Origin of the sequence: Pedobacter hiemivivus (assembly GCF_004331685.1) — a bacterium.
In the GTDB taxonomy this organism is placed as follows: domain Bacteria; phylum Bacteroidota; class Bacteroidia; order Sphingobacteriales; family Sphingobacteriaceae; genus Pedobacter; species Pedobacter hiemivivus.
In genome coordinates this window covers 21,524-39,302 of record NZ_SJSM01000022.1, presented here as the reverse complement: position 1 = coordinate 39,302, position 17,779 = coordinate 21,524, and the positions used below count along the sequence as shown (strand labels likewise).

The 17,779-nt window shown below is 41.7% G+C and carries 15 protein-coding genes; 10 read left to right on the top strand and 5 right to left on the bottom strand.

Going from position 1 to position 17,779, the window contains the following annotated elements:
• Positions 1-8: 8 nt before the first annotated feature.
• Together EZ444_RS22305 and EZ444_RS22300 are read right to left on the bottom strand one after the other, a co-directional pair.
• A complete protein-coding gene (locus EZ444_RS22305; protein ID WP_131611513.1) occupies positions 9-983 on the bottom strand; it encodes a PorP/SprF family type IX secretion system membrane protein in 975 nt (324 codons plus the stop codon).
• A 27-nt stretch (positions 984-1,010) separates the two neighbouring features.
• A complete protein-coding gene (locus EZ444_RS22300; protein ID WP_131611511.1) occupies positions 1,011-6,680 on the bottom strand; it encodes a T9SS type B sorting domain-containing protein in 5,670 nt (1,889 codons plus the stop codon).
• Positions 6,681-6,827: 147 nt separating this feature from the next.
• On the opposite strand from EZ444_RS22300, the gene EZ444_RS22295 reads away from it, so the two are divergent.
• The 6 genes from EZ444_RS22295 (at position 6,828) to pgl (ending at position 12,174) form a co-directional block, all read left to right on the top strand.
• Positions 6,828-7,223, top strand: coding sequence for a hypothetical protein (locus EZ444_RS22295; protein ID WP_131611509.1), 396 nt, complete (start codon positions 6,828-6,830; stop codon positions 7,221-7,223).
• A gap of 43 nt (positions 7,224-7,266) precedes the next feature.
• On the top strand, positions 7,267-7,464 hold the full coding sequence (locus tag EZ444_RS22290) for a hypothetical protein (RefSeq protein ID WP_131611507.1): 198 nt from the start codon (positions 7,267-7,269) through the stop codon (positions 7,462-7,464).
• Positions 7,465-7,741: 277 nt separating this feature from the next.
• Positions 7,742-8,506, top strand: a complete 765-nt coding sequence (locus EZ444_RS22285) for an ROK family protein (RefSeq protein WP_131611505.1) — start codon at positions 7,742-7,744, stop codon at positions 8,504-8,506.
• Positions 8,507-8,509: 3 nt separating this feature from the next.
• Complete coding sequence (gndA, locus tag EZ444_RS22280) at positions 8,510-9,925, top strand: NADP-dependent phosphogluconate dehydrogenase (protein ID WP_131611503.1); 1,416 nt, start codon at positions 8,510-8,512, stop codon at positions 9,923-9,925.
• Between the two features lie 12 nt (positions 9,926-9,937).
• On the top strand, positions 9,938-11,449 hold the full coding sequence (zwf, locus tag EZ444_RS22275) for a glucose-6-phosphate dehydrogenase (RefSeq protein WP_131611501.1): 1,512 nt from the start codon (positions 9,938-9,940) through the stop codon (positions 11,447-11,449).
• Complete coding sequence (gene pgl / locus EZ444_RS22270) at positions 11,449-12,174, top strand: 6-phosphogluconolactonase (protein ID WP_131611499.1); 726 nt, start codon at positions 11,449-11,451, stop codon at positions 12,172-12,174. The genes zwf and pgl overlap by 1 nt, the downstream gene beginning before the upstream one ends.
• A gap of 29 nt (positions 12,175-12,203) precedes the next feature.
• Here pgl and EZ444_RS22265 read toward each other — a convergent pair whose 3' ends face one another.
• Both EZ444_RS22265 and EZ444_RS27310 read right to left on the bottom strand, forming a co-directional pair.
• Positions 12,204-12,653: a DinB family protein gene (locus EZ444_RS22265; RefSeq protein WP_131611497.1), complete on the bottom strand. Its 450-nt coding sequence runs from the start codon at positions 12,651-12,653 to the stop codon at positions 12,204-12,206.
• 45 nt (positions 12,654-12,698) lie between these two features.
• On the bottom strand, positions 12,699-12,875 hold the full coding sequence (locus EZ444_RS27310) for a hypothetical protein (protein WP_165503696.1): 177 nt from the start codon (positions 12,873-12,875) through the stop codon (positions 12,699-12,701).
• A gap of 229 nt (positions 12,876-13,104) precedes the next feature.
• Here EZ444_RS27310 and EZ444_RS22260 point away from each other — a divergent pair, with 229 nt between their 5' ends.
• Both EZ444_RS22260 and EZ444_RS22255 read left to right on the top strand, forming a co-directional pair.
• Positions 13,105-13,680, top strand: coding sequence for an RNA polymerase sigma factor (locus tag EZ444_RS22260; RefSeq protein WP_131611495.1), 576 nt, complete (start codon positions 13,105-13,107; stop codon positions 13,678-13,680).
• Between the two features lie 48 nt (positions 13,681-13,728).
• A complete protein-coding gene (locus EZ444_RS22255; RefSeq protein WP_131611493.1) occupies positions 13,729-14,952 on the top strand; it encodes a FecR family protein in 1,224 nt (407 codons plus the stop codon).
• A 54-nt stretch (positions 14,953-15,006) separates the two neighbouring features.
• On the opposite strand, the gene EZ444_RS22250 is transcribed toward EZ444_RS22255, so the two are convergent.
• Positions 15,007-15,369 (bottom strand): hypothetical protein, encoded by a 363-nt coding sequence (locus EZ444_RS22250; protein WP_131611492.1) that lies wholly within the window; start codon positions 15,367-15,369, stop codon positions 15,007-15,009.
• A gap of 642 nt (positions 15,370-16,011) precedes the next feature.
• On the opposite strand from EZ444_RS22250, the gene EZ444_RS22245 reads away from it, so the two are divergent.
• A complete protein-coding gene (locus tag EZ444_RS22245; protein WP_131611490.1) occupies positions 16,012-16,572 on the top strand; it encodes an RNA polymerase sigma factor in 561 nt (186 codons plus the stop codon).
• A 75-nt stretch (positions 16,573-16,647) separates the two neighbouring features.
• Complete coding sequence (locus EZ444_RS22240) at positions 16,648-17,745, top strand: FecR family protein (RefSeq protein ID WP_131611488.1); 1,098 nt, start codon at positions 16,648-16,650, stop codon at positions 17,743-17,745.
• Positions 17,746-17,779: the final 34 nt, after the last annotated feature.

Below are 17,779 nucleotides of genomic sequence, written 5' to 3'. Positions count from 1 at the left end.
TGCTTAGGCTAAAAATATCTTGGACTTAACATTCTGGAACTTTTACGCTTAAAGAAAAAGCCTATTGAGATCTCGTGGGATCCATTGTTAAAGTTGCCGGCTTTATTCAGGTTATGGTCATAAGCATAACCAATCCTTAATCGGTCGGTAGCAAACAATTCAACCAATCCTACCAATGCATTTTCCTTCGGTAAATTCGCTTGCAAATAATCCTTACTATACAAACTCACACCAGTACGGTAAGATGCGCCAATCCAGATGCGGTTCCCCAAAAGCACAAAGGAATTAATGTCCAGGCTTGTCGGGCCGCCCCTATCATCCTTTAACAAAAAAGAGGGTTTTAAAAGTATATCTTCCGACAAAGGAAACAGCATACCCGCAGTCAGGTAATAATGCATTTTTGGCCTCCGTATTCCCTTTTCTCTAAAATCATCGCTTGAAGCGTATTGTGCAATCAGGTTGTCCACAGAAAAACCTGCATAAAACCGGTCATCCGAGTAATATACACCAGCACGCGCATCAGGTGTTAAAACACTTTCTGTACCAACAGGAATTCCGGGATCATTGCCATCGTAAGGGTTTAACTTAGCACCGTCAATACCATGCTGGATAATTCCAGCAGCTACTCCAAAGGCTAAGCGCGAAGATTCGGACTGCCCAATACGTAGGCGATAGGCATAATTGGCATAGGCCGAAAGCGTATTTTGAGCACCAACTACATCACTGGCTACCTGCAAAGCCAAACCAACATTGCCATCATTGGCAATCGCATCTACAGCAAAGCTGAAGGTTTTAGGCGCTCCTCTTACACCTGTCCATTGGTTTCTGTAAAAACTATGCAGATTAAGCTGCTCTTTATAACCGGCATAAGCTGGGTTAATATAAATTCCATTAAACATATATTGACTAAACTGCGCGTCCTGCTGTGCCACAGACAACAAGGATGCAGTGCATATTCCGATAGTGATCATTAATTTTTTCACGGCGATTCTTTTTATGTAATACATCTGTTATCTGTTGCGAAGTAGGGTGATATAACCTTTAAATATTTGCCATTGGCCCGATGTGGTTTGAACCCTTAAGGAGTAAAAATAAGTCCCATCGTTTAAGCCTTCTCCTGTCCAGTCGTTCTTATACCCCGTACTTCGATACACGCTATTGCCCCATCGGTTCAAAATATTCAACTCATTGGCTGCATACATTTCAATACCTCTGATTTTAAACTGGTCATTTTTACCATCGCCATTTGCCGTAATTACATCAGGGATGAAAAGCCCTGTAATCTCCTGCTCGGTATTCGATATATTATTACCAGGAACAACATCCTGTTCTTTTGAGGATATTTCGGCAACAACCGCATATTTCCCAGGTCCAACAGCTTTAACACTCAATATTAGGGTTTCCGTTTTCCCGGCTGCCAATGCACCAATATTCCAGGAAAGGGTGCCTGTACTTTGGTTATAATTTGCCGTTCCAACCGCAGTTTGAAAGCTAACAAAATTTAATCCTGCCGGAAGTTTTACCGACACCAAGGCTTCTGTAGCATTTTGTACGCTTTTATTTGATGCAGCGATGGTGTAATTGAAAACCTCGCCCGCCCCAATAGGCCTGGATTCAGCTGCAATGGTAACGCCAAGATCTACTTTTGGCGCTTCAACTACTTTGATGGTAAACGACAGCGTAGCAGTACAATTACCAGGTCCGGTATAGCTATAGGTAAGCGTATGCGTGCCAATACCCGCTGTTATCGGATTAAATGATGCTGTTCCGCCATTCAACACCACGCCCGTACCAGTAAATGTACCTCCAGCGGGAGTTGCAGTTAATACTCTGGCAGCATCTTCATTGGTCAGATCAGCAACGCTGCTTGTGATGTTGAGCACTGGTTTAGCGTTAATCGTTACTGTAAGTCCTATCCGTGCACTCTCACAACCGCTTGCATTGGTTTGACTGGCCCACCAGGTTGTTACTCCAGCCACTGTTGTTGCTGGAATGGGTGCTGCAGGCAAGGGAATCCCCCCAGTTTGTCCTGTATACCATTTAATCTGTTGCCCGGTTGCTACCAAAGCAATAGCAGGATCGCCCTGGCAGTAAGCTATATTTTGAACAATCGGTACACCAGGTGTAGCAGGCTGTGGAATAATCACTACTGATAATGCTGTAGAAACACAGCCAGCAGCATTCTTAACCGTCAGCGGATAAGTTGTTCCTGCGGCTAAGTTGTTAAAATTAACACCAGCTTGATAATTAGTTCCATCAATAGAATAAGTTAGACCGAGTCCCAATGGCGCAGTAACCGTGATGCTTCCAGTAGCCACTCCACAAGTAGGCTGAACTGTTGTTGCTGTAGCAATTGGGGGTGTAGCAGGTTGAGGATTGATCACTACCGATAACGCAGTAGAAACGCAACCTGCTCCATTCATTACCGTCAGCGGGTAAGTTCCGGCAGGAAGTGCTGAAAAATCAACTTCAGACTGATAATTACTTCCATCAATAGCATAAGTTAAACCAACACCTAAAGGCGCAGTTACCGTAAAACTCCCTGTAGCTACTGCACAAGTTGGCTGAACAATCGTTACACTAGCCACAGTAGGTGTGGCAGGCTGAGGAATGATTACGACTTGTAATGGAGCAGAAACACAACCAGCAGCATTCTTAACTGTAACTTGATATGTAGCTGCAGCTAATCCTGTAAAATTAACTCCCGACTGATAGGTAGCACCATTCACAGAATAGGTTAAACCAATACCCAATGGCGCGGTAACTGTTATACTTCCTGTTGCGACAGCGCAAGTAGGTTCAACGGTTGTTACTGTTGCAATAGCGGGTGCCGCAGGTGGCGTATTGATCACTACGGCTGCCGGACTAGAAACACATCCTGCACTATTCTTAACCGTCAGTTGATAAGTTCCCGCAGCCAGTCCTGTAAAATTAAGACCAGCCTGATAAGTCGTACCATTTACAGAATAGGTAAAATCAGGATCCAATGGAGCAGTAACTGTAATACTTCCCGTCGCCACAGCACAGGTAGGTTGAACGGCTGTTGCTACAGCAATAACAGGCGTGGCAGGTTGCGGATTGATCACAATCGACAATGGATCAGAAATACAACCACTGGCATTCTTAACCGTCAGCAGATAGGTTCCGGCAATTAAACCATTAAAGCCAACACCTACCTGATCAGCGCCCCCATTAATGGCGTAAGTTAAGCCGACACCTAGTGGTGCAGTAACGGTAATCGTTCCAGTCGCCAAAGCACAAGTAGGCTGAACTGTTATGGCTCTTGCAATTACAGGTTTCAGCGGCTGAGGATTAATCGTAATAGATACGCTAGTAGAAACACATCCCGCATTATTCTTAACCGTCAAGTTGTAAACACCTGGAACCACAGCCGCAAATGTTGGACTTGACTGGTAATCTATCCCATTAATCGAATAGGATAATCCGACACCCAATGGAGCATTAACTATAATACTTCCTGTAGCAGTAGTACAATTTGGATTCAGTACACTAAATGTAGCTGCTGTCGGTGTAGCCGGTTGAGGGTTGATCACGACCGTTATTATCCCCGACAAACAATTGTTACCATTCTCTTTTACAACAATCTGGTAAGTCGCCGGGCTTAAACCCGAAAACAAATTCCCAGCCTGATAAGTCCCACCCCCGTTAATAGAAAAGGTATATCCAGCCCCAAATAATGGATTGATTATTTTGATACTTCCTGTACCCGTACCACACGTTGTTTGAATAACTTCAACTACAGGGTCCTCAATTGGAAAAGCAATTTTTGCAATGTAAGGTTCCGAAACACAGCCCCCCACACTCCTTATCGTTATGGAATGTGTCCCCGGGGCAACACCTGTAAAAACCGCCCCTGGCTGATAAACACCATCCAAGCCATACTCCTCACCAACAGCTCCTGTAGGCGTAATCGTAATTGTACCGGTCGGTAAGGCGCAACTCGCATCAACCTGAGAAATGACAGGTGCAGGTTCTGGAAAGTCTACCTTTATACTAAGCGGAGCTGAAACACATCCAGATGCATTCTTAACCGTTAAATTATAAGTACCGGGAGCAACTCCTGAAAACACAAGCCCAGCCTGATAGCTTAGTCCATCGATGGAATAACTTACCCCTACTCCCAGTGGTCCGGTCACGGTAATCGTACCTGTCGGAGTAGCGCATGTTGCCGCGGTAGCGGTTGCGCTTGCCGTAGCAGGTAAAATCGGTGCCGCATTTATCGTGATTGGAGTTGCTGCAGAAACACAGCCAGCAGCATTTTTCACGGTCAGTTGATAATTACCTGCCGCTAAACCACTAAAAGTCGTCGATGGCTGGTAGCTAATTCCATTAATCGAGTACGTCAAACCCGCCCCTAAGGGTGCAGTCACCATAATACTACCCGTAGTAACAGCACAGCCAGGCTGAACAGCAGTGGCCGCAGCAGCCACAGGCGTTACAGGTTGGTTGTTAATGGTTACATTGGCAATGGGCGACAAACATCCACCTGCATTTTTAACCTGCAACACATAATCTCCAGGAGTAAGCGAAGTAAATGATGTGCTTGCCTGAAACGTAATCCCATCAACAGAATAAGTTAAAGCAGCCCCCAAAGGCGCAGTAACCGTAATACTTCCGGTTGCAACCGCGCAAGTAGGTTGTACTACAGTACTTACCGGTGCTGTAACCAATGCCGGATTTACCGTAACCTGAATATTTTTTATGTTATTGCAACCTACACCTGATGGTGCCGAATTACACTCTGCATCCGGGTCTGTAGGGACCGCAATATCAGGATTAGTTGCATCAGGGTCGGTTACATCCGCAGGGCGAAGTATACTTGCCTTAAAAGCTAAAAAACCTGCAGGAGGTACAGCAGGAACAGTACCACTAATGGTAAATGTCATAACCGCTGCATTGTTCATATTCAAAACCGCATCGTAAGAACCTGCGAGTAGATTTGAAGATACTGTCGTTGCCGTGCCCGAGCTAACTGCAGGAACAACCGTTGTACCGCTTAATCCGGCTGGCAAATCGATATGAAACTTAGTCCCGCTTACATTGTCTGGCCCATTGTTTCTTACCGTCACTACAAAACTTGCGGCAGCACCCTGACAAATAGAGGCTGGACTTGTAATCGAAACCACTTCTAGATTGGCTTCAGCAAGTCTAAAAGCAACCGGATTAAGTAATGGCGTACTTGGTATATAGCCCCAACTGTCCATCCCATTATTGTCACCAAAATTATCAGTCCATTTATGCCCATTCGTCTGACTACTAATACCCGCCAGGTTTCTTTTTGGGTTAGAGGGTGTCCCGGAATCAGGAATATCCGAATCATCCCAATATAGTTTATCATCGGGCGAATTTCCGTTTAAGCGAGTCACAATAATACCCCCCGGATTCTTTTCTACATCCAATAAGGGAAAATGGACTTCACCACTTAACAGCTCAACCCTTACTGTTCCCGGCGGGAAAATTGTATTCCCCAAAACTTTAACACCTTGTCCATCCAAACCATCCCAATTCACAACAATATCGGTATTGATCGTTGTTGCGTATCCGGTCAACATGCGATCAATTACATCTGTAAAGACCCCATTTTTGTTGATATCCAAGGCGATCTGATAAGCTCCGGCGACAGTGGTTCGAAAGGTAAAATTACCCCCTAGTGGATTTGTTCCCGAAAGGTTTGCTGTCCCCTCAACTCCTTTAAAAGAAAGGTTGCTTAAGGTTGGCGTAACTATGGTATTCAGTAGCCACACAGAACCTGATGCCGATGGAGCAGCGGAAGGAAGATCTGATGCAGGCGCATTAAAAAAGAGTTTATGGGTTACATTGGTTGCATCGTCGGCCGCAGTAGGATTTTGTACAGGAATAGTCGCTGCAGAAGTCCCAACATTGACCACACTTTTATACATTGCATTCCCAGTCAAGTCTCTGAACCCTTTGTTATTGACAAAAAACTGAAATGCAGCGCCCTGCATTCCATTTGCATTCACTGTATACTTATACCCATCCCTGGTGAGCACATTAAATATCCCGTTAAATGAGCCATAGGTATTGGCTACATTGGAAGTATTACCAGAAAACACATTCATAAAAGCACGTCCAGGTACGATAGCATTCGTGGTACTTTTCACCGAGACATCAAAAGCCTCAATATAAAAGCCATTTGGATTTTGTGCCAGCTCATCCCCAACGGGAACAATTGGCGCATTTCCGCCGGCAGCGGTCAGACTGGTAGAGATAAAAGTAATTTCCCATACCCCTTCCTGCCCTGGCCCAACCACTAGGGTATAAGGCGTGTAGCCGCCGTCTCCAACTGTTAATGATGGACCAAAGACTTCCTGTGCTCTTGTTTTAATTAAACCAACTGTTGTGCTCGTTCCACTATTTCCCTGAACACCATTTGGCGCAGACCATCTCATGGTCCCCGTTGTAGAACCGACTATACCCTGGGCACTGGAGCCCAAATAGATGGTTTCACCAACTTTGGCGTAAACTTTAATAATGCCTAATGAAGGAAAAGGGAATTGCGTACTTGACACCGTACTACTTCGCCAATGGGCGCGACTGCCACCATTAGCTGCTAATTGTTTACTGCCTTCTGCCACAACTTTAAATGTGGCAAAGACCAGCAAGAGCATGAGTATGCCCTTAAGACGAGATGTTTTCATAGATGTAGGAGGATGATTGTTTTAGGTATTTTTTTTATGTTTTTACATGCTTTCGTGCTTAGTGTTAGATAATTAGTACTAAACTAAATTTAACAAGTTTTAAGCAAAAAGCAATAAAAAATATTTTTTTCATACCTTTATATCTAAATGAATACTAAGGCAATCCAATATCAAAACCCCTTTTCAAAATACCTGTTCGCAGTTATTTTGCTCCTTAGTATCTTCAATTTCTCTGGCTTTTCCATTGCTCCCGTTCAAGTTAAAACCGATAGCCAACAAACCGGCCGATTAGGAAATACCCAACGTAAACCAATAAAAAGCCTCAGTTATAAAAGTGCGCTTAACCAGCTTAACCACCTAAAGTATCAAAGTTCCTTTCTCGCAACTGATCCAAACTACTTAGCTGCATACCACACCCTACTTTTTAACCTGGTATTTACAGCGCACAATAAACCAAACCTCTCCACCCAACAAAATATCCTCTCTTATCAAACAACAATCACCGTTTCCAAAAATGATGATGATGACGACCTTAAATGCTAATCACATAAGCATCTAAACAATCATTTCATTTTAAAAACAGCCCATGAAACAGCTCAAAAAGCTGATGCGGTTCTGTACATTATTTCTTTTTATGGTATTGGCTTTGGTAGGAATAGGTATCACCGGCGTTCCACCAACACTATCCCGTGACAGGAAATTATTTGCAGACACCGAATCAGTTGCAGAAATAACCTCAAATAAAATAGAAAAAAACAAGCAGTTACCCCCAGAAAAAGAATAGCAATTGCGAGATCCTGATACCGGCCTGCGCCGGCATGACGAAATTCAGGATGACGACCGACCTTACAGTAAAACCGACTCCAACTATGCTAACACCCCTGTGAGGAGAAAATTTGCCTTCTCAGAAAGAGCCTAGCTTTCTTCGCTTTTTCAGCGAAGCAATGCAGATCTTGAGGAGAATGGCTAATTTTCATCCTTAGCATACAAGATTATTGCGCTTTATTTTGTTATTTTGAAGAACAATAAAGAACAGGCCATTTTTTATCAAAAATCAAAACATGCCAGTTACAGAGAAAAAAGAGAACAACCATAATATTTTATCGATTGATATTGGTGGCACTAGCATTAAGGCCTGCATTTTAAACGCTAAAGGTGATCTTATTTCCGAGTTCAAAAAGGTACCTACACCAAATAAGGCCACTCCGCATGACGTATTAAGTTGCATCCAGGAGCTGGCCAATACTTTAAGCAAAGATTTCGACAAGATCTCTATAGGCTTTCCCGGGTATGTAAAATGTGGTAGAGTGCAGACGGCGGTAAACCTGGCTGCAGACAAATGGATAGATATAGACCTTGCCCAACAGGTAAGCGATATCTTTGGCCGACAAGTGCGCTTAGTCAACGATGCCGACCAACAAGCCTTAGGCATTGTATCTGGCAAAGGATTTGAAATTGTATTTACGGTCGGTACTGGCTTCGGTACAGCGCTGGTATTTGATGGCGACCTGCTTCCACACCTGGAACTGGCACACTTGCCTATTAACAAAACCAAAGACTACGATGATTATATCGGCGACAAGGCCTTCCAAAAAATCGGTAAGGAGAAATGGAATGAGCGCTTGCAACGCATTATCGAAATCTACAAAACAGTATTCAATTACGATACCCTTTATATAGGAGGGGGGAACTCCAAAGAAATTACTTTAACGCTCGATCACAACATCAAACTCGTTTCCAATAAAGACGGAATTAAGGGCGGTGCGAAACTTTGGGATCTGGAAGAAAAATATCATGTATTTACCAACCACCCTAATAAAAATTAGACAATGAACAACAAATATACTTTAGGAATGATCGGCCTTGGCACCATGGGCCGCAATTTATTGCTCAACATGGCCGATAATGGGTTTGCCGTAACAGGTTACGACAAAAGCGTCAAGATGCTGCAAAAATTGAAGGAAGATGGTAGAGCCCATAATTTACAAGGTTTTGCTATTTTATCAGATTTTGTCCAGTCATTAGAATTGCCAAGAAGAGTCATGTTATTGGTTCCTGCAGGGCAAATTGTAGACAGTGTAATTCAGGAGCTTATTCCTTTATTGGATAAGGGCGACATGATCATCGACAGTGGAAACTCACACTTTACCGATACCGACAGAAGAGCTACTCAGCTTGCTAAAGAAGGTATTCACTTTTTCGGAATGGGAATCTCTGGTGGTGAAGAAGGTGCACGTTTCGGTCCTAGCATGATGCCTGGTGGTGACAAAGCGGCTTATACCGCAGTAAAACCTATCCTCGAAGCTGTATCTGCTAAAGTAAAAGGCGACCCTTGTGTGGCCTATATCGGTCCGGGCGCTTCTGGTCACTTCGTAAAAATGGTGCACAATGGTATCGAATATGCCATGATGCAGATCCTTGCCGAAACTTATTACTTGCTTAAAAACGGTATGGGTTACGATAACGAGCAAATCTACAACACCTTTAAAAAGTGGAACGAAGGCAGGTTACAATGTTTCCTGATGGAAGTAACCAGAGATATTTTTAAAGTTAAAGACGAAAAGTCTGGCGGTTATTTAATCGATGTGATTAAAGATGAAGCCAGATCTAAAGGAACCGGTAAATGGACTTCTCAGGTTTCTATGGACCTGCAATTGCCTATCCCGACCATCAATGAGTCGGTAAGCTGCAGAGACCTTTCTAAATTTAAACAATTGCGCGTAGCACTAGCTGCTGCCCTACCGCATGCTGCCGAGAAAATAGAAAACGTTGCCGAGTTTGAAGTTCAACTGGAGCAGTCACTTTACTTCTCTATGATCACTTGTTATGCCCAAGGTTTACACCTGCTTACACAAGCATCTGCAGAGTTTAAGTACGAACTGAACCTGCAAGAGATCTCTCAGATCTGGCGTGGTGGATGTATCATCAGAGCGACCTTGCTAGAAAACATATACCAGGCCTATAAAAAACAACCTGATCTGGCACACCTTTATGCGGATGCAGGCATTCAGGAATTGCTAAAAGAGATCATTCCGGGAACTAGAAAAGTAATCGGTTCGGCCATTCAAAATGGCTTGGCTGTACCTGCTTTTGCTTCGGCATTGACTTATTATGACTCATTAAGAACGGATAAGTCTCCACTTAATTTAACCCAGGCACAGAGAGATTTCTTTGGCGCCCATACTTTCGAACGTACGGATGAAGACGGTATTTTCCATGCCGACTGGAATTCTAATAATTTGTAAAAACCCCATATAATGAAGACAAGTATCAACCTTAGCCCAACCATTATCGTAATTTTTGGTGGTACCGGTGATTTAAATCTGCGCAAATTGGCGCCTGCTCTTTACAACCTTTATGCTGAGGGCTATATGCCCGAAAAATTTGCCATTATTGGTACGGCAAGAAAGCCACTTAACGACGAACAGTTCAGAGGGACACTGATGGCGGGCGTAAACAGCTTCTCACGTACGGGTAAAGTAGATAAGGATAAATGGGGAACTTTTTCAGAGAATGTTCATTATAACTCGGTGGATGTTAAAGATTCAGCATCTTTTGACAACCTTAAAGTTACCATAGATAAATTTAAAGATGAATTCGGTGCAGGCACACAAATCGTGTTTTACCTGGCTGTATCACCTGATCTTTTCCCATCAATAGCCAAACGCCTGGCTAAATTTAAGATGGCAGAAAATGAAGACAACTGCCGTATTGTAGTCGAAAAACCATTCGGTAAAGATCTGGACACTGCCCGTGAATTAAATGAGCTATTGAAATGTCGCTTTACGGAAAAACAGATCTATAGAATTGACCACTACCTTGGTAAGGAAACTGTTCAGAACATTATGGCTTTCCGTTTTGCCAATTCATTTCTTGAACCGCTTTGGAATAGAAATTATATCGACCACATCCAGATTTCGGTAACAGAACAATTGGGTGTAGGTGATCGTGGTGGTTATTATGATGGATCGGGTGCTTTACGCGACATGATTCAGAACCATTTGCTACAATTGCTGTGCATCATTGGTATGGAAACTCCAATTAATTTAGATGCGGATGAAATCAGGGATAAAAAAGTAGATGTATTGAAAGCAATGCGTACTTTCTCTGCCGAAGATATCCGTTTCAATACGGTACGCGGACAATATACCAAAGGCTGGATTAAAGGCGATGAGGTGGTAGGTTACCGTTCGGAAAAAGATGTTGCCGAAGATTCTAATACAGAAACCTTTGCAGCTGTCAAATTCTTTGTTGATAACTGGCGTTGGAAAGGCGTACCGTTTTATGTACGTACCGGAAAACACTTAGCGCAAACTTCTTCTTTGATCACCATCCAATTTAGGGATGTTCCACATCACGTATTCCCGGGAGGGGCGGCGGAGCATTGGCAGCAAAACAGGTTGATCATCAGTATACAACCAGAAATGAGTATCCGTTTGCAGGTTCAGGGCAAGAGACCTGGACTGGACATGATATTGAACCCGGTTGATATGGTATTTGATTACAAAGGCACTTACACAACTGAATCTCCAGAAGCATACGAAACGTTGTTACTAGATGTAATGACTGGTGATCAAACGCAGTTTATGCGTGCTGACCAGGTTGAAATTGCATGGGAGTTGTTGATGCCTGTAGTCAATGCATGGGAAACTAAAAAATCGTTGAGCTTCCCTAACTATACTGCTGGTTCATGGGGACCAGAAGATGCCGAAGCATTGATTGCCAGAGATGGTTTTCACTGGTTCACTTTACCTTTGAGCAAAGACTAATGAATTTATTGATCTATAAAACACAAAACGAATTATTAGAAGATCTTGCAGCCTATATCATCAAAATAGCCAATAAGGCAATTGATGAGCAGGGTCGCTTTAATTTCGTACTGACTGGTGGCAATTCGCCCAAGGCTTTGTACGAAATGTTGGCTACTACCTATAAGGACAAAATAGACTGGACCAAAGTGTTTTTCTTTTTTGGCGATGAGCGCAATGTGATGCCTACGCATGAAAGCTATAATGGCCTGATGGCAAAAAATGCGATATTGGATCCCTTGAATATTCCTGCAGCGCAGATCTTTTATGTAGATACTACCCTGGCACCAGAAAAAGCAGCGATAGAATACAACAAAGCTATTGTAAAGCACTTTGACGGTGCTGATCTGATCTTCGATCTGATTTTATTGGGTATGGGTGATGATGCACATACGGCATCGTTGTTCCCAGGAACCAGCATCTTAAAAAATGAGAATGTGGAGATTGATTCTGTGTATGTAGATAAGTTATCTACTTACCGTATTACTTTTACCGCACCATTAATCAATAAGGCAAAGAATATAGCCTTCCTTGTTTTTGGCGAGAATAAAGCGAAAGCAGTAAAACATGTGATTGAAGACGAGCACAAGAATACGAGCTTGTACCCTACTCAATTGATCCAACCAATTGATGGCAGCGTAACGTGGTTTTTAGACCAAGCCGCAGCAAGTTTACTAGAAAACTAAAAAAGGGGGCCTCTGGCCCCCTTTTTCTTTTAAATATCCAGCAATCTCCGATGATAATTGATTTGCCCAAGGTGATAAGCCAGGTGCGTGCTCAAGTGAATCAGCATAAAACCTACAGAACTCCCTCCTGCTACAATCTTAACCAACGGATAATCTACCATCAGGTCCCCCTCAGATAATCCATCCAGCGTCGTATTTACCGCCTTAATCGTATCCTCAACTTTCACCAGCAACTCAGCTCTAGGAACATCCTTTAAAGAGAACTCCAGTTCTCTGTTTCTAACATATCCTGTTTTCCCAAGCTCGGCACCAATAAACGTATTCAAATTTCCAACCAGGTGCAAACATAAGTTACCCGCAGAATTGGATATCCCCTTGTCTACAATCCATAAATTCTCCTCTTTCTGGTATTGTTCAATTTCAGACTTTAGTTTATTCAGATCTCGCGTAAAAAGTGATTTTAAAGATTCTTTTAGCATAATAAAATAGTTATCGACTAAAAGTAAACAGAAAAATCAATATTACTATTTCTTGGGACCGAACAATCTATCAGCTTCAGCTTTCAACTTATCCAGCTTTACATTTACCTGATTAAACTTCTCTTCAATCAACGTCCTTTTGTCGATGATGCCTTTAAATACATCTACTTCTGTTTGAATCCTTTCTAGAAGATTCTTTTGGTTTAGTACTTTTTTTTCCATATACTTTAAATTAGTTATAGTAAAAATGGCGAAAGCGTCAAACACACCAAACATTCATATTGTTCATTAATTTACAACAATATTTATCAACTTTCCAAATATATTAAACAATTAATTTTCATTGGTGTTACGCTTAAAAAATGAACACAATGAATAAAAAGCAAAAGTTACGATTCCTATAGTTTTACCACCATACAAAACGGTTTAGTATTTAATCCTAAGCATAAATATGAGCGATTATACAAAATATCCGGATGTAGAGCTGGTCAGGCTTTTAAAAACCTCCGACCATGCAGCTTTCACCGAAATTTACAACAGGTATTTTTATCTACTATATGTACACGCAGTTAAAAAGCTTCGGGATGAGGACCTGGCTAAAGATCTCCTTCACGAGCTTTTTACCAAACTTTGGGTCAGGCGCGAATGGCCGCTAACCGCCGAAAACCTGACCGGCTACTTGTTCACTTTAACCAGAAACCGTATACTCGATCATTTCTCTCATCAAAAGGTGAAAGCAAGGTATATGGACTCCTTAAAAAACTACATGACTACATGGAGTAGCAGTCGCACCGACGCCTTGGTGAGGGAGAATGACCTCAATGCCCTGATCAATAAAGAAATCGATGCCATGCCAAAAAAAATGCGGGCCATATTTGTATTGAGCAGAAGAGAACAACTCACCTATACAGAAATCGCAGAGAAGCTAAACACCAACGAAAACAACGTTTCGAAGCAGGTAAACAACGGAATTAGGTTACTTAAAAAAAAATTAAGCATTTTTTTTCATTTCCTCTTCCTATTTTAATACCCCTCCTCGTTTTAACCACAATCAATAAGACAACAACAATAAAAAATGGACGACAAAGACCCCAAAGACTTACTCCTCAAGTACACTTCAGGCACTTGTAATGAGGAGGAGAAGCGCCTAGTCGACGATTGGTATGCTAGCTACAATATAGATGTAGCCGATATTTCATTTGAAGAAGTTGAAGCAGCAAGGCTGGAAGTTCTTAGCCTATTGCCGCAACCTAAAAAGTCAGTTAAGAAAGTATTAATGCCTTGGCTTAAACCGCTTACAGGTGTTGCTGCAGCTTGTACACTTATATATGGTATTCATTACTTCTTAAAAGAAGAAATTCTTCCAAAAGCAGAGACAAAAACAGAAGCGCTTGTCAACGATATAAAACCTGGCTCCAATAAAGCTACCCTTACCTTGCCAAATGGTAAAACCATTGATTTAGCCGATGCCAAAGAGGGTGAAATAGCCAGCGAGCAGAATGTAAAAATTATAAAAAAGGCGGATGGGCAACTCCTTTACCTATTTAATCCAGATCCGGTTTTAGCAACAGGCAAAATGGACTCCCTACCCTCAAAGATTACAGGCAAAATAAGTTATGCAAAAGACCACCCAGGTTTAAATGTCATCATGACTCCATCTGGGGGACAATACAACATCGTTTTACCCGATGGTACCCAGGTTTGGGTAAATGCCGGGTCAACACTTAAGTTCCCTTCTACATTCGAGGATATGCCAGAGCGCCGGGTTTATTTATCAGGTGAGGCTTACTTTGAAGTTAGGCAGATCCAATCTGTTTTAAATATGAAACGCAGAGCGCGAAAAGTACCTTTCATCGTACAAACCAATACACAAGAAATAACGGTATTGGGCACGCGCTTCAACATCAACAGTTACGATGAGGACGGGTTGATCAAAACAACTTTAGCCCAGGGGCTGGTCAAGGTTTCTACGCCCACAGAAAATGTTACTATTAAACCAGGACAAGCAGCCTACAGTTCAGGTACTGTTATCAGGGTAGAAAAGACTGATGTAGCAGCAGATTTAGCCTGGAAAAACGGCGAGTTTAACTTCGACAGTGATAATTTACGTGAGGTTATGAAAAAAATAGCAAGATGGTACGACGTAAAAGTAGTGTATACTGATCCAAATCTCGGCAGTAAGCCTTTTAGCGGTATCATCACAAAATACGCGAATATATCTGAAGTATTGAATTTACTGCAGCTAACAGGTGCAATAAAATTTAAGGTTCATGGAAAAACGGTTACGGTTATGAAATGAGTTATAATTGAAAAATGGGAAAGTTGATACGGCCTTGGATGGAGATCCAGGGCTTTATTTTCTCAAGAACTCCTCTTTCTCCTTTAGCAATCTGATGACTTCATCTTGCTGCTTCAGCAGCTCAGTGCTGTGCATCAATTCAGCGGTCAATTTATCCAGTGCTGCCTGATGCGCTAATGCCTCTGCCTGGCGAAAGCTGGCAATTGGCTCCGCATCATTATAATAGGAAAAAAGGTTATAGTCCAGCACTCTGCTCAATATCAACATCAGCTCAGAGTCTATGCTTCTACGTTTATAAATATCCGAAACGTTCTGTTTGGTGCAATTAATCAATTCACTAAGGTCAGAAGGCCTAAGGTTCTTTCTTTCGGCAATCTCTCTTACGAATTCTCCAAATAATTTAAATTTATTCTTCATAAAACAAATATTTGTATAAAAAACAACATATGCGCTTATTACAAAGTAATTATTTTTATTTTTTATGAAGTTATTTTTGCCAATGTAAGATTAAATGTTTACATTTGTTCTATGTCAACATGTACCTCTAAGCTGTTCATAGCTTCCCCAGAGGTACAACTGTTCTTCATTATTGCATCTAATGAGCGACAGTTTTGTAGAAGAAAATCTACCCAAAAAACCCATGAAAACTGCCCAAGAACCGCTTTTTCCCCATCTAAAAAGAAATAGACGCTTCAACCACTCTTTAATCAATCTAAATAGTGATAAGCCATTTATTGAACAATATAGCAGTAGCTAAGCACTGTTCAAGCACAAAAAAACCGATCATTTAAAGGGCCAAACAAAGCGCAAAACACTTAGGAACAAAACTGCCTTAACAGCACCTCAAGAGGCTTTTAAAGCCGTTATGAAGTTAGAAATCAGCACGATAATAACACCAGAATAGCTAAGCTTTATTTCTTTATATTGAACAATGTTTCAGCCTAAACAAAATGAACAAAATGAACAAGATCCAATGGTTCTATTATTCGGTTTATTGATATAGAATATCAACATAGGGATATTATTTCTAGTATTATAAACATTTTAAGACTCAAAGACATGGGCCAGGCGATAGACTATAAGCAACTTTCAGACGCTGATCTCGTTCTACAATTAAGACATTCGGACGACGCCGCGTTCATCGAGATTTTCGAGCGGTACTATATTTTACTATTTTCATTTACCTGTAGACGTTTAAATGATAAAGAGATCTCAAAAGATTTGATCCATGATGCATTTGCTGATATATGGGAGAAACGCACCACAGTTAATATTCCTGGCGAATTAATCGCGTTTCTCTTCACCGTAGTTAAGAACCGGATTTTAGATCACTATAAGCACAAAAAAATCACACAAAAATATGCTGAAAATTTCCAGCCCTATCTTGATCAGGTGCAAAACTCTACCGACCATTTGGTCCGTCAGCATGACCTACAGTCATTAATTGAAAAGGAAATTGCTGCCCTGCCCGAAAAAATGCGGACTGTTTTCGAACTTAGCAGAAAGAATGCTATGAATCGTCAAGAAATTTCGCAACATCTGGGAATGCCAGAAAATACGGTAAAAACAAATCTTCAGCGTTCACTTAAAATTCTTAGGGGCAAACTACGACCAGAATAAAAGTTCAAATAAATTAACATTAATTGAATACTAATTTAACCTACGATCGTAAGAATATTAAAAATAAGAAACAAAATGGCAAATTTCAACGCTTACGACTTTTTAAAAAAATATGAGGCTGATGAATGTACCCCAGAGGAACAGGCTATTATAGAAGAAACTTATATTGACGCTCAAGTAACGCCTCAGGATTTACTTGAAATGGAACCAGACTTAAATGATTTAAGGTTAAGGCTTTCGAAAATCCCGAATAAACCTAGAAGAATAAACTGGCCGCTAAATATTCTCCTTACTGCAGCAGCAATAGCAATTATTGGTACCGCTACTACACTCCTCTTTAAAAAAGCTGCGCCTGCGCCTATACAATTTGCTACCGATATTTACCCAGGTGGCAACAGGGCAACTTTAACCTTGCAAAACGGTAAAACGATTCAACTCAGCGATACAAAAAGCGGTATTATCATCGATGCCTCAAAATTAACCTACAATGATGGGACATTCATTAACAACGAGCAGGCTCAAGCCTTTACCGTCTCCACTCCTCGCGGCGGCACCTATCAAGTGCAGCTTCCAGATGGTTCAAGTGTATGGCTTAATGCGTCATCCAGTATAACTTATAACCCCGCTTTAAAAGGACAAGAACAATACCGAAGTGTTAAGCTATCCGGCGAAGCATATTTCGAGGTAGCTAAAGATAAAAATCATCCTTTCGTCGTTACCACAGATAAACAAAGGGTTGAGGTACTGGGTACCCACTTTAACGTATCTGCCTACAACGATGATCTCTCAGTAAGCACAACCCTGTTGGAGGGCAGCGTTAAGGTTGCCCCTCTTACTACAACTGGTGTAAGTAAAGAAATAATACTAAAGCCTAATCAACAATCTGAGTTTGATGCAAATGGCATTACTGTGCATGCGGTTTATGCGGATGATGTTATTGACTGGAAAAATGGATCGTTCAGCTTTGCAAGCGAAAGCCTGGAAAGTATCATGAAGAAAATCTCACGCTGGTATGATGTTGAGGTAGTATATACCGATAAACAAGTTGGAGATAAGCCCTTCAGTGGGGCTATATCTAAATACGAAAAAGTCTCCCAGGTATTATGCCTTTTAGAGGCAACCGGAGAGGTGAAATTTAAAATTAATGGGAGGAAAATCACTGTTATGAAGTAAAAAAACAACCATTCAGCACGCGTACGCGCGCGCG

What these genes read in the sequence shown, in the direction of transcription:
- EZ444_RS22265 (WP_131611497.1), bottom strand. Translation starts at nt 12,653, where the DNA reads ATGCTAAAAGAATCTTTAAAATCACTTTTTACGCGAGATCTGAATAAA.
- EZ444_RS27310 (WP_165503696.1), bottom strand. Translation starts at nt 12,875, where the DNA reads ATGGAAAAAAAAGTACTAAACCAAAAGAATCTTCTAGAAAGGATTCAA.
- pgl (WP_131611499.1), top strand. Translation starts at nt 11,449, where the DNA reads ATGAATTTATTGATCTATAAAACACAAAACGAATTATTAGAAGATCTT.
- EZ444_RS22295 (WP_131611509.1), top strand. Translation starts at nt 6,828, where the DNA reads ATGAATACTAAGGCAATCCAATATCAAAACCCCTTTTCAAAATACCTG.
- EZ444_RS22285 (WP_131611505.1), top strand. Translation starts at nt 7,742, where the DNA reads ATGCCAGTTACAGAGAAAAAAGAGAACAACCATAATATTTTATCGATT.
- gndA (WP_131611503.1), top strand. Translation starts at nt 8,510, where the DNA reads ATGAACAACAAATATACTTTAGGAATGATCGGCCTTGGCACCATGGGC.
- EZ444_RS22255 (WP_131611493.1), top strand. Translation starts at nt 13,729, where the DNA reads ATGGACGACAAAGACCCCAAAGACTTACTCCTCAAGTACACTTCAGGC.
- zwf (WP_131611501.1), top strand. Translation starts at nt 9,938, where the DNA reads ATGAAGACAAGTATCAACCTTAGCCCAACCATTATCGTAATTTTTGGT.
- EZ444_RS22300 (WP_131611511.1), bottom strand. Translation starts at nt 6,680, where the DNA reads ATGAAAACATCTCGTCTTAAGGGCATACTCATGCTCTTGCTGGTCTTT.
- EZ444_RS22240 (WP_131611488.1), top strand. Translation starts at nt 16,648, where the DNA reads ATGGCAAATTTCAACGCTTACGACTTTTTAAAAAAATATGAGGCTGAT.
- EZ444_RS22290 (WP_131611507.1), top strand. Translation starts at nt 7,267, where the DNA reads ATGAAACAGCTCAAAAAGCTGATGCGGTTCTGTACATTATTTCTTTTT.
- EZ444_RS22245 (WP_131611490.1), top strand. Translation starts at nt 16,012, where the DNA reads ATGGGCCAGGCGATAGACTATAAGCAACTTTCAGACGCTGATCTCGTT.
- EZ444_RS22260 (WP_131611495.1), top strand. Translation starts at nt 13,105, where the DNA reads ATGAGCGATTATACAAAATATCCGGATGTAGAGCTGGTCAGGCTTTTA.
- EZ444_RS22250 (WP_131611492.1), bottom strand. Translation starts at nt 15,369, where the DNA reads ATGAAGAATAAATTTAAATTATTTGGAGAATTCGTAAGAGAGATTGCC.